Consider the following 15,143-nt stretch of genomic DNA (forward strand, 5'->3'; position numbering starts at 1 on the left):
TATCTATTTGATTTGTGTTTTTAATTGTATTTACGCTCTGATCTGACCTTCGCCAAAAATGTAGTACTTGTTGGTAACAAGTTCATTTAATCCCAAAGGCCCACGATGATGCAATTTGTCCGTGCTAATGGCCAACTCGGCCCCAACGCCCATTTGGCCGCCATCCGTGAAGCGAGTGGAAGCATTTTGGTAGACCGCAGCACAATCTACCTGTTCCATAAAATGCTGGGCAGTATCTTTGTTTGTGGTCATAATTGTGGCCGAATGCCCACCGGAATGCTCGTTTATGGTTGCTATGGCCTCATCTGTTTTATTAACCGTACCTATACAACATTTCATGGCTAGAAATTCTTCTTTCCAAACGGATGGGTCGGGAATTAGAGGTTCGTCCTTTAGTACCTTTTTGGCATCTTCATCAACCAAAAGACTTACACCATTGGTTTTGAGAATATTTGCCAAGTCTATCATTTTCTGCGAGTAATCCTCAATATCAGTATGAATCAAAATCTTATCCAATGCGTTACATGCAGATATCTTTGCGGTCTTTGCATTCAATATTACTTTCAGGCTCATCTCCCAATCCGCATTTTCATCAACATATAGAAAATTATTGCCTCTCCCGCTTACTAGAACAGCACATTTGGCATGTTCTTTTACAAAAGCAATCAATCTTTCACCACCTCTGGGTACAATTAAGTCTAACTTTTGTTCAGGATCTTTTAAAAAGGCTTGGGTTTCTTCACGGTTCATGTTCAAGAGTTGAATATAATCCGTGGGTAAATTGTTTTCCTCTAGTGCCCTATGCCAAAAATCAACAAGGACCGTATTGCTGTGCAACGCTTCTTTACCTCCTTTTAGCAGGATGGTATTGTTTGCTTTAAAGGCAAGTACGGCAGCTTCGATGGTTACGTCCGGTCGGGATTCGTAAATGATCATAATGGTGCCAAATGGAGCCGTTTTATTGGTTACGTGAAGTCCGTTAGGTAAATCCTGAGTTGAAATTTCTTTGCCAACTGGATCTTCTTGCGAGCGCACCTTGTTTACGGCAGCGATCATCTCGTCAATTTTTTTGTCATCAACTATCAGACGCTCATAGAGTGCCTGGTCATCTTTATTAAAAAGGTCTAAGTCCTTTGTATTGGCTTGGAGCAATTCTGTCCGGTTTTCGTTCAGAATACGGACCATAGAATCCAATACGTTGTTCTTTATATCTGTTGTAAGTAGTTTCATTTATGCTTCTTGTTTTTCTAGGGCAACTCTAGTGCCCACATCTTTTCCGTTTATAATATCTATTATCGTACGGTCTTTTTTACCGTTAGCAATATAAGTAGGTATGCTATTGGCTGCCGCTTGTTGGGCGTAATCCAGTTTGGACCCCATACCGCCGCGTCCTTCGCCAGCAGCTTTATTACTGTCTTTTATGTATTTGTTGAAATCGTCCTCTGGTCCTACATGTGAAATAAGGTCGCTGTCATCTGCATTCGGGTGCCCCGTGTAGAGTCCGTCAATATCGGTTAGGATAATAAGTTTATCGGCATTCATTAGTTGAGCTATCAAACTGGCCAACTTATCGTTATCCGAAAACATGGACATGGTAACGGACACTGCATCATCTTCATTGGCAATAGGTATTACCCCTTCCGAAAGCAATCCTTCGCAACATTTAATCATATTCTGGCGGTGTACGCCTGGACTAAAATCGCGTTTGGTGGGAAGTACTTGAGCGCATTTCATACCGTAATCATGGAATATGTTGTAGTACAACCGCATCATTCTAGGCTGGCCAATGGCGGAATATACCTGTCGTCTTTGCGTATCGTTCTCAATACTGGAATTGCCCAAAACTTCCTTTCCGGCAATTACCGATCCGGACGAAACCAAAATGGTAATAATGCCGCGCTCATAGAGTTCCGCAATCTGTTCTACCAACCTGCGCAAGACCGGCCGTACAATACGGTTGTCTTTATTGGTCATTACGTTGGTGCCAACTTTTATTACTATAAGTTCCTTATGCATAATGTTCTTCTTTACCAAGTTCAACAGCACGGTCAAAAGCCGCGAATGCTGCTTCTTTTATAAGTTCACTTACATTATTGTCATCCATAGAATCTAGAGCGGCCTGCGTAGTACCACCTTTACTAGCTACGCGGTCCATCCAAGAATTTGGACTTAAGTTGTTCTGGTTAAAAAGTTCAATGGCGCCCGTAAAGGTTTCGCTCACCAAAACAGTGGATACTTTTTTGGAAAAGCCCATTTGTAGCGCCGCCTCCATCATACTTTGCATAAAATAGAACACATAGGCAGGGCCACTTCCGGAAATTCCGGTAGAGGCATCAATAAAGTTCTCATCGCTTACACGGATAGATTTGCCCGTAGTATCCAAGAGACTTTCTACGGTTAAAAGTTCAATTCGTGAAACCTCGCTTGAAGAGGTGTAGGAGGTAAGTCCTTTTCCAATTTTGGCCGGCAAGTTGGGCATGGCGCGTACAATCTTACTTAAGCCGGATTGCTCTTTCATGGTTTCTATGGTAATACCTGCCATAATGGAGATTAAAATCTGTTCCGAATTGACCATAGGCTTTATGGTCTCGAACAATTTTGTGGCATGGTACGGCTTTACGGCAATGAAAATAATATCCGCTTGCGGTACACATTCCTCTAAGGTTTTAAAAGCGTCAAAATGCGCTATTTCATTCAGTTCTTTCAGTTTCTCTTCGGAACTGTCCAATACCATAATGTTCTTTTTTTTGAGCAATTTAGATTTAGACATGCCTTCTGCATAGGTCAATCCCATATTTCCGGCTCCGATTACTAGTACTTTCATGAATTTGTTTTAAAAGATTACTATTGAATATTTAAAGTAAAGTGTTGAGGTTGGTTTTAGACAAAGAGTTGACATTCATCATAGTTCTTTATTTTTCCGTAATAGGTTTTACGGTATTTCTGAAGGGTGTTGATAGGTAGCCCTAAAAAGTAGCGCTTAATGGAAGTTACCCTTGTGGTTAAGGGCCCCATTTTCGCGCTATAGTGCTTTTCTGTTTTTGTTTTTCTTCTGATATATAATAGCCTCATAAAATTTATTTAGCTTGTAACATATCATAATAGATAGCTATCGCAAGTATATGGTGTTAAGGTTTTGTTATTGTAGTCCAAATGGGTTACTATCTTACTTAAAATGTAAGGTATTTCAATATGCGTGTAGTTGTTTTATAGGAAATCCTAAGAAACCGAAATAATGTGAAGAATAATAAATACAATGGGTTTGTGAAAAATATAAGAATTTATGATGTAATTGTTTTGTAAGAAACAATCTTACAAAATTTACATTTGTGATATGTCTTGTATTATACCTCAGTTTGGAGAGGTGCCTAAGTAGTTTACTATGATAGAGTTCTGTAATTATGATTTAAAAAATTCATAATTAAGGTCATTAGAAAGGTTTTCTAATCCTAGATACTGGATTGATGAATTGAAGCCAAATCATAGGTATCGACAAAAAGAGAAACAAAAAGAGAAACAAAAAGAGAATTTAAAGCAAATCATACAGGGTAATTCTCAAAACCTTCATCAAAAGCTAAGGACCGAAATAATTAAAAAGTGTAGTGTAATTACCCAGCTTCCAGAAAGTGAAATTGTAGCATAATTACCTATTCAAGTATATGGATAAAGCTGCTACAAATGTGATTCAAATATTTAAAGCATAAAATTGAAAAATTGCAGAAGGTTTGTGTATTAAAACAGATGTTGCTAATTTATCTATTATATGGTGTTGTGGATGTAAGGGTTAGGAATCTGGTATTGTTTATTCTAAATATAATAATTATAGTGATTTAACTTCTTTTAAAGGTTTTTTGTGTCAAAATTTTGGTGAAGAAGATAATATATATTACTTTTCTAAGGAACTTACACAACAATATAGTGCTGTTATACATCTTTTAACACATACTGTTAGTGTATTTATATATCTTTGAAATAGGATTAATTTTATTTAGACTAATGACTAAGACAGAAAAAAGAACCGATTTTTTATTTCCAAGAAGAAGCTATCTGACTGGAGTAGGTAGTGTCTTGGATATTTTTGCTACTAGAAAAAAATTTAACACTTCTAAATCTGGAGAATTGGCTGATTACAAAGCTCTAGCTAAAGACTGGGAAATGGTTGGTGAAGATTTTAAAGAATTTTTTAAAACTTTGTCTAAATAATGTCTTCTAAAAAACATCATTCTAAAGCTAAAAAAGAAGATGGTGATAAAGTACAGAAATCCATTCCAGAAATTAGAGATAGAGAAGATTTAATTGAAGCTGAAGTAGCGGAGGTTATTGAGGATCTTCCTGTTAAAAAAAAAGACATTATACTTCGTGCTATGCGAGTTAGGCATCAATCTGGTCCACTTCCAGATGGTGAGACTATTAGGATTTATAATGAAGTTATTCCCGATGGTGGTGATAGATTGATGAAAACGGTGGAGAAACAACTTGAACATCGTATAGCAATTGAGAAGATTGGTATGGAGAGGTCATTTAATCAAAGTTCTACAGGTCAGTGGTTCGGTTTTGCAATCGCTTTAGTTTTTGGGATTATTGCATGGGATTTAGCTAAATCTGGATACGAAATAAGTGCTACGATTTTAGGGGCTTTTGATTTGATTGCATTAGTCACTGTATTTGTTACTGGTAATGGAAAGAAGTAAAATGAATTTCGCTTCTTAAAACTTTATTCTATCCTTTTTTTTTCTTCTGAAATCAAAGAACTTAAATTCTTCTTTTGATCCCATATTATTAATTTTACTGCTTAAATTAAAAATAAGAGTCTAACTCTTTGCGCATTGTAAACTGGTTACGCTTTATTATATTTAATTACTTGGTCTGAGAGTGGCGTTTGTTTGATTAAAGTGATTGGAGACGATACTATGAGTTTTACTGTGGTATTGTCTAACTAGTTTATAGTTATGTGTCCTTGCGTTAGATATTTTAAAGGTTCCTTTGTTTTGTGCTTACTTCTGAAACAACTCTGTAATTTTCTATTTTATACCCTTATCACCTTTTTTTCAATCTCAAATATTAATTTGAATCATTTGTCAACTCAAATGTTGTTTTGTGAATATTGAGGAGTGTTGGGTGTGAAAGGCTTTTGAACTAATAGTTTTAAGTAAAGTGTTCTCCTTAAATATGACCAAGAATTACTAAGGTTTTTTTTAATCATTTTTCAGGTTTTTGCCGGGGATTTAGAACTACTAAATCAAGTCTTTAGTTATTAATTGCTATATCAAATAATATGTTTGCTTGTAGCGTAGTTTGTTTTTGTCTTTCATCTATTGATTGGTATCTATAAAAGGGCTTAGGATAAGTGCTTGTCTGCTTTTGTTGCAAAATGGTTACAAACACATCTTTCTTAAAACAAAAAAAACCCTTGAAAATCAAATGATTAACAAGGGTTTGAGTACTCGAGACGGGACTTGAACCCGTACGGACTAATGTCCATTGGATTTTAAGTCCAACGTGTCTACCAATTCCACCACTCGAGCCGCTATTGGTAAAGTTTTTAACAAAAAAACGCTGTCATGCAGCGTTCAATTCGTTGAGCGGTATTTTGCTCTTAGAGCGAAAAACGGGATTCGAACCCGCGACCTCCACCTTGGCAAGGTGGCGCTCTACCAGCTGAGCTATTTTCGCGTTTTGTATTAAGGTAAAGAACGTGACATCTTTCACAGATGCGGATGCAAATTTAATACAATTCTCTAAAACGCAAAGAAATTTTTTATGAAATCTGAAAAATAAAAAAACAACGGTTTTTTGGATTAAAAAATTAAGAGGTGGCCTTCTTGTTTTTGGTGAGCAACCGCTTAATTTCATTCAATTTCATAAGGGCTTCAACGGGTGTTAAGGTGTTGATATCTAGATAGGTGATTTCTTCCTTTATTTGTTCCAGTAGGGGGTCGTCCAAATTAAAGAAACTCAATTGCATTTCGTCTTGAGCACTTTGTAATTTGTCCGTTAGCTCTTCACTGGAGTGCGATTTCTCCAATTTTTTGAGAATTTTGTTCGCTTTGTGAATGACTTGGGAGGGCATTCCCGCCATTTTTGCCACGTGAATACCAAAACTATGCTCGCTTCCACCTTCGGTTAATTTACGCAAGAAAAGTACGTTGTCTTTCAACTCTTTTACGGATACGTTAAAGTTTTTGATGCGTTCAAAAGTGTTACACATTTCATTAAGCTCATGATAATGTGTGGCAAAAAGCGTTTTTGCCCTTGCCGGGTGTTCGTGCAGATACTCGCTAATAGCCCATGCAATGGAAATACCGTCATAAGTACTGGTTCCACGGCCTATCTCATCTAAAAGAACCAAACTGCGCTCTGAGAGGTTGTTTAGGATAGAGGCTGTTTCGTTCATCTCCACCATAAAAGTAGATTCACCCATAGAAATATTATCACTTGCACCAACTCGTGTAAAAATCTTATCTACATAACCAATTTCGGCAGCTTCCGCAGGTACAAAGGAGCCCATTTGTGCAAGAAGTACGATTAGCGCCGTTTGTCTTAAAATGGCGGATTTACCACTCATATTAGGACCCGTAATCATGATAATTTGTTGCTCGTCTCGGTTTAGCACTACATCATTCGAAATATACGCCTCGCCCAAGGGCAATTGTTTTTCTATGACCGGGTGCCTTCCGTTTTTAATATTGATTTCGGTAGAGTCGTTAATTACGGGTTTGGCATAGTTGTTCTCTTTGGCCAGTTGTGCAAAGCCGCAAAGACAATCCAATTGCGCAATTTGCTGTGCATTGTTCTGTACTGGTGCAATATATTCCTGTGCCCAAACTACCAATTGGGAAAACAGTTGTTGTTCCAAGTTGAGAATACGTTCTTCCGCACCCAGGATTTTTGCTTCGTATTCTTTGAGCTCTTCCGTAATGTAGCGTTCGGCATTTACCAAGGTCTGTTTGCGTATCCACTCTTCCGGTACCTTGTCTTTATGCGTATTTCGGACTTCAATGTAATAACCAAAAACGTTATTGGAAGCTATTTTAAGAGATGTAATGCCAGTGCGCTCGGTTTCCCTAGTCAACATTTTGTCCAAATAATCCTTGCCCGAAAAAGCCAGTCCGCGCAATTCGTCCAGCTCGTCCGAGTATCCATCGGCAATGGTTTTACCTTTTGGAATATGAACGGGAGCTTCTTCATTGATCATTTCTTTGATCTTGTTACGAAGCATATCGCAAGCATGTAGCTGGTCTGATATAAGCTGAAGCGACTCGTCTTTACTCTGTGCCGTAAGCTGTTTTATGGGAATAATGGCTTCAAGTGAATTCTTGAGCTGTACGATTTCCTTTGGATTTACCTTTCCCGTAGCTACTTTGGAAATAAGGCGTTCCAAATCGCCCATTTGCTTAATGCGCTGCTGTATTTTTAATAAAGTATCATCGTTGCCGTGCAAATGGGAAACCACTTGATGCCTTCGGCTAATTTTCTCCGTATTTTTTAAAGGTAAGGCCAACCACCGCTTCAACATTCGCCCTCCCATAGGTGATAAGGTCTTGTCTATAATACTTAGAAGGGTTACCGCATTTTGATTATAGGAATGGTAAAGTTCCAAGTTTTTGATTGTAAAGCGGTCCATCCAAATATGTTCCTCTTCCGCAATACGTTTTAAGCTGTTTATGTGTTGCAGTTGGCGGTGTTGCGTCTCGGATAAATAATGCAATACTACCCCGGAAGCAATAATACCGTGTGCCAGATGGTCTACGCCAAAACCTTTAAGGGTACTGGTCTTAAAATGGTTGGTTAGGGTTTCTTGCGCATAATCGTTCTGAAAGACCCAATCTTCCATATAGAAGGTGTGAAACTGCTTCCCAAAAACATCTAGAAATTCTTTTTTGTGCTTTTTGGAGACCAAAACCTCATTAGGAGCAAAGTTTTGCAGGAGTTTGTCTATTTGTTCTTCGGTACCCTCCGAAGTTAAAAATTCGCCTGTAGAAATATCAACAAAGGATACACCCAATAATTTTCTGCCAAAATGAACGGCACAAAGAAAGTTGTTGGTCTTTGCGCTTAAAATATCGTCGTTCATGGCAACGCCGGGAGTAACCAATTCCGTAACGCCCCGTTTTACGATGGTCTTGGTCATTTTGGGGTCTTCCAACTGATCACAAATGGCCACCCGTTCACCGGCTTTTACCAGTTTAGGTAAATAGGTGTTCAGGGAGTGATGTGGAAAACCGGCCAATTCTGTGCGGTCACCACCATTGTTACGGTGGGTGAGTATAATGCCCAGGATTTTGGATGCTTTTACGGCATCCTCACCAAAAGTTTCGTAGAAATCGCCTACACGGAACAATAACAGGGCATCAGGATACTTGGTCTTGATGGTGTTGTATTGCTTCATTAAAGGCGTTACCTTTTTTGTTTTTTGCGATTTTCCCAAAGCGATAAGAATAGTTTAATTTTACGGCGAAAGTCAGTAAAACGAAAGTACTATTTTTTATAGGGATGATAAACCATTGTTGATATTTCAGGATAAGTTTATCTTCAGCGTTTTACCTTATATATAACCATTAAATATCCCGTTTAGGGAAATCTTAGCATGCGCAAACTTAAGAATGAAGAATTGAACCGATTGGATGTGGAAGCTTTTAAAAAGGCCGAAAAATCGCCTATCGTTATTGTTTTGGATAACATACGAAGCTTGAATAATATTGGTTCGGTCTTTAGGACGGCGGATGCATTTCTTATACAAAAAATATACCTCTGTGGCATTACAGCGCAGCCTCCGCACAAAGACATAAGAAAAACGGCTTTGGGCGCTACCGAGAGTGTGGACTGGGAATATCGTGAAAACACGGTTGATTTGGTAAACTCCTTGACATCTGACGGTTACACGGTTTTGGCCATTGAGCAGGCGGAAAATGCGGTCATGCTTAATGAACTTACCATAGATGCGGATAAAAAGTATGCGCTAGTATTCGGTAACGAGGTAAAAGGAGTTTCGCAAGAAGTGGTGAACGCCAGCCAAACGGTAGTGGAGATCCCACAATACGGCACCAAGCATTCATTGAATATTTCGGTGAGCGCAGGTGTGGTTGTTTGGGACCTCTGGTCCAAGTGTAATGCCTTAAAATCTTAGTTTGGCAACCGAACGGCAAATTTGGTTATCTTATCAATAATGGTATTGTAGTCGTCTTTGTTTTCTACAAAATCCATATCTCCCAATTCGATAATCAAGTTGTTCTGTTCCGGGTATCCTTTTATGAATTCAAAATATCCCTTGTTAATCTTGCTAAGATAGTCCGGGGCTATTTTTTGTTCGTAATCCCTGCCTCTTTGCTTAATGTTATCCAGCAAACGTTCCGTAGTTTGGTAGAGGTAGACGTATACTTTAGGTTTTTTTACCTCTTTGTACATCAAATGAAAAAGCTTTCGGTATAGTTCAAATTCTTCCGCCTGCAATGTAATCCGTGCAAAAATAAGGGACTTGTAAATGTCATAATCGCTCACCATGAACTTTTTGAAAAGGTCATATTGCGAGGTGTCATCTGTAAACTGTTGGTATCTATCCGCTAGGAATGACATCTCCAAAGGAAAGGCATAACGGCTTTGGTCCTCATAAAATTTGGGTAGGAAGGCGTTATCTGCAAAACGCTCCAATACCAGTTTTCCGTTAAAATCTTCCGATATTTTGTTGGCTAAGGTGGTTTTACCTGCTCCAATGTTACCTTCAATAGCAATGAAGTTTAAATGGGCAAATAGCTCGGCTCTGTTGCGATGCAGTTTAAATGTCGTGCGCTCTAGTTTGCCTTTGTCCCTACATTCTTGAATAAGGTTTCGCGTGTCCTTGTTCACGATTGGGTGATAAAACTGCGGTGCAATATCGGACAAGGGTTTGAGCACGAATTTCCTGTACGTCAGTTCCGGATGGGGAATAACCAGGTTTTCGGAAATTAGAACCTCCCTTTCGTAATACAGAATGTCAATATCAATAGGCCTGGGTTGGTAGCCTTCTTCCGTAAAACGTCTTCTTCCTAATTGCGTTTCTATTTTTAAAAGGGTACGCAACAGCTCTTGTGGAGCCATGGTGGTTTTTAACGACAGACAAATATTCATGAAGTCGCTAGATTCAAAACCCCAAGAGCTTGTCTGATACACATGAGATATCTTCTGGACTTCTCCGGCGGTGCTGTTTATAGCGAATACTGCGTCTTGCAGGTTATTTAAAGTGTCACCAAGATTACTTCCTAGTGATAGGTAAACTGTTTTGGGGTTGCTCATAATATATAGCAAAGTAACAAAAAGTAGAGGTGAGTTCATTATCTTTGGGTAAAAATACTAACCCAATTTTCATGAAATTTTTAAGAAATCTTCTGGCGGCCATAATTGGCTGCTTGATTGCTTTTGGAGTTATTTTCATAATGACCATTATTTTTATTGGCATTGCAGGTAGTTCCGAAGAAACCGTCTCCATAAAAAAGAACTCCATTTTGGAGCTACAATTAAAGTTGCCTATTAGTGATTATGTGGGTAACAATGATATGGATCCCTTTACTGGGGCATTTATGGAACAATCCCAAGGGTTGGATGAAATTCTGCATGCTATTACCGTAGCAAAAGATGATGATAATATTAAGGGTATAAGCATCAACAATAACTTTATGATGGCCGGTCTGGCGCAAACACAGGCGGTAAGAAAGGCATTGGAAGATTTTAAGGCTTCGGGTAAATTTATTTATACTTATGGCGATTTTTACATGCAAAAAGATTACTACTTGGCCAGTGTGGCGGATTCTATTTTTTTGAATCCGGTAGGTGGATTGGATTTTCGTGGATTGTCTACCGAAGTTCTATTTTTTAAGGATTTACAGGAGAAGACCGGTGTAAAGATGGAGGTTATTCGCCATGGAAAATATAAGAGTGCCGTAGAGCCTTTTATCTCTAATGAAATGAGTGAGGCCAATAGAACCCAGATTGAAGAATTAATGGGTTCGCTTTGGAATTCAATGATTGAGGACATCTCTAAAGGAAGAGGTATTTCGCATACCGACCTTAACATTATTGCAGATACTTTAGGAGGTAGAACCCCGGAATATGCTAAAGCAAGCGGCCTCTTAGATGATGTTATTTTCTTTGACCAATATGAAGAAAAACTAAGAAATGCCATTAATCTAAAAAAAGAAGACGATTTAAATATTGTAGCCTTAGAGGACTATGTAATTCGTTCCAACAAGAAAGTGCTTAAAAAAGGTAAGGATAAGATTGCCGTTGTTTTTGCGCAAGGCGAAATACTTTATGGCGAAGGTGGCCCTGATGTAATTGGTCAAGGTATTATAAACGAAGCCATTATTAAAGCGAAGGAAGACGAAGACGTAAAAGCAATAGTTCTTAGGGTGAATTCTCCCGGTGGAAGTGCGCTGACTTCAGATATCATTTGGCGAGAAATAGAATTGGCCAAAGAAGTGAAACCTGTTATAGTCTCTATGGGTAACGTTGCCGCATCCGGCGGGTATTATATTGCAGTTGGTGCGAACAAGATTTTTGCTGAACCTACAACGGTTACCGGGTCTATAGGAGTTTTTGGAACCGTGCCCAATATGACCGAGTTGGCCGCGGATATAGGTGTAAATGCAGAACAGGTGGGGACCAACAAAAATTCTCTGGAATATTCGTTTTTTGAGCCTATGACCAGTGAGTTTAGGGCATACGTTCAGGAAAGTATTGAGCACACCTATGATACCTTCTTGCAAAGGGTTTCTCAGGGGAGGAATATTAGTATGGCAGAAGCGGATAGCTTGGCACAGGGTAGAGTATGGAGTGGGGTAGATGCAAAGCGTATAGGCCTCATAGATGAACTTGGTAATTTAGAGGATGCTATTGCCGAAGCCGCCCGTATGGCAGAATTGAGTGATTACGGAATAAAAAAGTTTCCGAAATATAAAACCGGTCTGGAACGTATCTTAGAAGATTTAGGAGGTGCCAGCGCAAAGGTGAAACAAGAGTTTATAGAAGAGGAAATAGGTATGGAAGCATATTCTATACTAAAGCAAGTAAAGTCCGCTATGAATCAAGAAGGCGTTCAGGCGCGCATGCCTTTTGTGTTGGACATAAAATAACAAAGATCAGTTGTTTAAAATAGAAAGAGCCAGCTATACGCTGGCTCTTTTGGTATATAATTGATTTTGATGTTCTATTTTACAAGGTTGATTTCTACTCTTCTGTTTTGAGCACGACCATCTTTGTACATGTTAGAGGCAATAGGTTTGCTTTCGCCATAACCAACAGCGGTTAATCGGGAGCTGTCTATACCTTTTTCTACCAAGAAATCTTTTACGGACGTAGCTCTGGACTCTGATAACCTTTGGTTGGTAGCTTCACTTCCTACACTGTCCGTATGACCTTCCACGGTAAATTTGGCATCCGGGTATTCTTTTAGAATAGTAATGATGTCTACCATAACACTTGTAGACTCCGCTTTAATACTCGCTTTTCCTGAATTAAAAAGAATAGTTTTGGCGTAATCGTTCAATTGCTTCTGTACTTCTTCGGTAACTTCAGGTGCTTCTGGGCAACCGTTGTTGGAAACCGTTCCCGCTTCATTAGGGCAGTCATCATTTTTATCCAGTACACCGTCGCCATCAGTGTCAGGCCATGGGCATCCTTCATTTTCGGCAGCACCCGCTTCATTTGGGCACTTATCATCTTCATCCATAACATCATCACCGTCCGAATCTACCAAGGGGCAACCATCGTTTAAAACTTCACCTGCTTCTTCAGGGCACTTATCGTCTTTGTCAACTACGGTATCACCATCAGTATCAGGCCATGGGCAACCATTGTTTTCCGCTGGTCCAAATTCATCGGGGCAATCGTCTTTTCTGTTAACTATTCCATCACCATCTCGATCTTTAGGTTTTCCTTGGTATACCGGTATTTTTAATCCTGCATATACATCTGCAGCTTTGGAATTGTCACTTAACAATAAGGTCATAACAGACCCGGAACCAATATACAAAGGTCCTGCTCTAAAACCGGCACCCCATTGCGCTCCGGAACCTTGGGTAAGGCTTACGGGCATATAAAAACTGAACCACTTACTTTCAAAACGTGGAGTTAAGGAAACCATAGTAGGTATTCTGTTCGCGTTTACCTTGCTGTTGGAACGTAATGAGAAATCCGTGTTTAAATTCAGGTAGAACCTTTGGTTCAAGCTATAGTCCACATTAAAATGAAGAGCTGTAGGTAAAGCGAATTTTTCAGAAGACCCTGTTCCTGTCTGGGTGTATAAATTATCTAGGATATCCTCTAGATTGTCTTCGTTTTCAAAATCGTCTTCATTTACCGTTCCCGTAATATCATAATTGTTCTGTGTGCCATTTTTATAGTTAATGGAACCTATATCACTAATGGCAAGGGCAAATTTCAGTTTATATTTATTCTGATGTTTAAAAGTGTTAGAACCGTCTTTTGAAGAATAGGAAGCGTAATCCGGTCTCCATTCGTATACGGCTCCTAAGTCTACGCCAAAACCTGTGGCGCCATCAACGATTTCAACATCAAAATCTTCAAAGTTGTCATCAATATTATCACTATGTCCATAGTTTACTTCACCAACGGACTCAATACTTCCTGTAGTTCGTCCTCCGGGAAGGGGAGTGCCATCGGCATCATAATCTATGGTAATGTTTTTACCGCTGGCGTAGGCATTGCCCATACCTTGTAGGTATTTTAATGAGATACCTCCTTTTAAGAAATGCTGATCTTTGTTCATGAGAACCTGCGCATAGGTAACCCCAACTTCTGCCCATGCATTGGCTGTTAGGTATACATCGTCTTCGTCAATAAAAAGATCATCGTTCTCATCAAAATCGTTGGAGATGCTTTCAAAGGTATTTCCGTTTATTTTATTTACGTTGTAACCTACTCTTCCCCGGGTAAAAATGGCCAAGGAGCTTTTTGGGGTAAGGTTGAACATAAAGGAGGGGCCTAGCACATCTGCATTTCCAAAAAAGTTGTTGCTGTCTTTTGGATATTTTGTGCCGTCCGTATCAAAGTCAAAATCGGATGTAACTACATCTCCCAATTTCAATCCGTAGTAATCATTACTGAAGAAAGTACTTGCGCCTACAATGTTTATATCGGTTTTAAATCTGGAATCGGTAATGTTTGCAGGGTTGGCAATTAGGCTGTGTACACCGCTGTAGTTGTCTGTCAGGAAACCGACATACGATTGTGCTTTGGCACTTAATCCGCCTAAAACAAGTAATGATGTAAGTATCGTTTTTTTCATGCTTGGTATTTTTTAAGCTATTTTTGGTTTTTAGGTAGTGATGCAATAACGAACGACCATCGGCGAAATTGTACCGTTCACCGATGTTTTTAATAAGAAATTACATATGAATGTGAGAGATAGCCGTTTGGCATATCAGATATACCTGTATTTGGGAGCCCTTTTTATTACCTCATTGGTGGTTTCCAATCTTATTTTTCAGAAGTTTTTCTATTGGAACCCGTTTGGTGATTTTACTATTTTTGGCGTATCCTTGTTTGAGGTATCCGTTGGAATCCTACCTTACCCTATTACTTTTTTGATCACGGACTTGATTTCTGAAATCTACGGAAGAAAAAAGGCTAACCAGATAGTTACGGCCGGCATTTTTGCAAGTTTGTTCTCTATGGGGATAATTCTTGTGGCAGAGGTGGCCCCTGCCATACCATCTTCTCCGGTAGATGATAGTACGTTTACCAATGTTTTTGCACTTTCTCCCATAGCGGTTTTGGCATCCATGATCGCTTATCTTTTTGCACAATACATAGATATTGCTATTTACCACTTTTGGAAAAAGCTTACTAAAGGCAAGTATCTTTGGGTGCGTAATAATTTTTCTACTTTTCTTTCTCAGTTTGTAGATACCTTCACCGTGGTAGGGCTGCTTTGTGTTTTTGGAATTCTGCCATGGCACCTATTTTTTGGCTTAGTGGTAAGTGGATTCATTTTTAAGATTTTTATAGCATTTCTAGATACTCCTTTTTTGTATTTGCTCGTATATATCATGAGAAAACGGTTCAAATTGGCCGTGGGCGAAGAAATAGCCTTAGAGGTATAATATTCAATGCTTTTTTGAGTTGTATCCGATAGGGTTAAGAATCTTGAT

The 15,143-nt window shown here is 39.0% G+C and carries 12 protein-coding genes and 2 tRNA genes; 5 read left to right on the forward strand and 9 right to left on the reverse strand.

Features of this window, described 5'->3' with window-relative positions:
- Positions 1-30: 30 nt before the first annotated feature.
- From Q4597_RS05825 to Q4597_RS05840, 4 genes are read right to left on the reverse strand one after another with little or no spacing between them, the layout of a single operon-like run.
- The gene (locus Q4597_RS05825; RefSeq protein WP_303405217.1) at positions 31-1,230 is read right to left on the reverse strand and encodes a glutamate-5-semialdehyde dehydrogenase; all 1,200 of its coding nucleotides are present in this window, start codon (positions 1,228-1,230) and stop codon (positions 31-33) included.
- Positions 1,231-2,016, reverse strand: coding sequence for a glutamate 5-kinase (proB, locus tag Q4597_RS05830; protein ID WP_303405218.1), 786 nt, complete (start codon positions 2,014-2,016; stop codon positions 1,231-1,233).
- Entirely contained in the window at positions 2,009-2,824 is an 816-nt protein-coding gene (proC, locus tag Q4597_RS05835) for a pyrroline-5-carboxylate reductase (protein WP_215438470.1), read from the reverse strand. The genes proB and proC overlap by 8 nt, the downstream gene beginning before the upstream one ends.
- Positions 2,825-2,880: 56 nt before the next feature.
- Complete coding sequence (locus Q4597_RS05840; RefSeq protein ID WP_303405221.1) at positions 2,881-3,072, reverse strand: hypothetical protein; 192 nt, start codon at positions 3,070-3,072, stop codon at positions 2,881-2,883.
- Positions 3,073-3,996: 924 nt separating this feature from the next.
- Between Q4597_RS05840 and Q4597_RS05845 the strand changes: the two genes are divergently transcribed.
- Both Q4597_RS05845 and Q4597_RS05850 read left to right on the forward strand, forming a co-directional pair.
- Positions 3,997-4,203: a hypothetical protein gene (locus Q4597_RS05845; RefSeq protein ID WP_303405223.1), complete on the forward strand. Its 207-nt coding sequence runs from the start codon at positions 3,997-3,999 to the stop codon at positions 4,201-4,203.
- Positions 4,203-4,691: a DUF2335 domain-containing protein gene (locus Q4597_RS05850; RefSeq protein WP_303405224.1), complete on the forward strand. Its 489-nt coding sequence runs from the start codon at positions 4,203-4,205 to the stop codon at positions 4,689-4,691. The genes Q4597_RS05845 and Q4597_RS05850 overlap by 1 nt, the downstream gene beginning before the upstream one ends.
- A gap of 750 nt (positions 4,692-5,441) precedes the next feature.
- On the opposite strand, the gene Q4597_RS05855 is transcribed toward Q4597_RS05850, so the two are convergent.
- The 3 genes from Q4597_RS05855 to mutS form a co-directional block, all read right to left on the reverse strand.
- Positions 5,442-5,525, reverse strand: a tRNA-Leu gene (locus tag Q4597_RS05855).
- Positions 5,526-5,600: 75 nt separating this feature from the next.
- Positions 5,601-5,673 (reverse strand) — tRNA-Gly (locus tag Q4597_RS05860).
- 133 nt (positions 5,674-5,806) lie between these two features.
- The gene (gene mutS, locus Q4597_RS05865) at positions 5,807-8,389 is read right to left on the reverse strand and encodes a DNA mismatch repair protein MutS (protein ID WP_303405225.1); all 2,583 of its coding nucleotides are present in this window, start codon (positions 8,387-8,389) and stop codon (positions 5,807-5,809) included.
- Between the two features lie 198 nt (positions 8,390-8,587).
- Here mutS and Q4597_RS05870 point away from each other — a divergent pair, with 198 nt between their 5' ends.
- Entirely contained in the window at positions 8,588-9,127 is a 540-nt protein-coding gene (locus tag Q4597_RS05870; RefSeq protein WP_303405227.1) for an RNA methyltransferase, read from the forward strand.
- Here the strand turns inward: Q4597_RS05870 and folK are convergent.
- Complete coding sequence (gene folK / locus Q4597_RS05875; RefSeq protein ID WP_303405536.1) at positions 9,124-10,269, reverse strand: 2-amino-4-hydroxy-6-hydroxymethyldihydropteridine diphosphokinase; 1,146 nt, start codon at positions 10,267-10,269, stop codon at positions 9,124-9,126. The two genes, Q4597_RS05870 and folK, sit on opposite strands and share 4 nt — an antisense overlap.
- Before the next feature lie 71 nt (positions 10,270-10,340).
- Here folK and sppA point away from each other — a divergent pair, with 71 nt between their 5' ends.
- Entirely contained in the window at positions 10,341-12,104 is a 1,764-nt protein-coding gene (gene sppA / locus Q4597_RS05880) for a signal peptide peptidase SppA (RefSeq protein WP_303405228.1), read from the forward strand.
- Positions 12,105-12,178: 74 nt separating this feature from the next.
- Here the strand turns inward: sppA and Q4597_RS05885 are convergent, their stop codons facing one another.
- A complete protein-coding gene (locus Q4597_RS05885) occupies positions 12,179-14,278 on the reverse strand; it encodes an OmpA family protein (RefSeq protein WP_303405230.1) in 2,100 nt (699 codons plus the stop codon).
- 106 nt (positions 14,279-14,384) lie between these two features.
- Between Q4597_RS05885 and Q4597_RS05890 the strand changes: the two genes are divergently transcribed.
- Positions 14,385-15,095: a queuosine precursor transporter gene (locus Q4597_RS05890; protein ID WP_215438463.1), complete on the forward strand. Its 711-nt coding sequence runs from the start codon at positions 14,385-14,387 to the stop codon at positions 15,093-15,095.
- Positions 15,096-15,143 lie beyond the last annotated feature (48 nt).

The sequence above is a fragment of the Zobellia sp. 1_MG-2023 genome (assembly GCF_030549125.1).
Taxonomy (GTDB): domain Bacteria; phylum Bacteroidota; class Bacteroidia; order Flavobacteriales; family Flavobacteriaceae; genus Zobellia; species Zobellia russellii.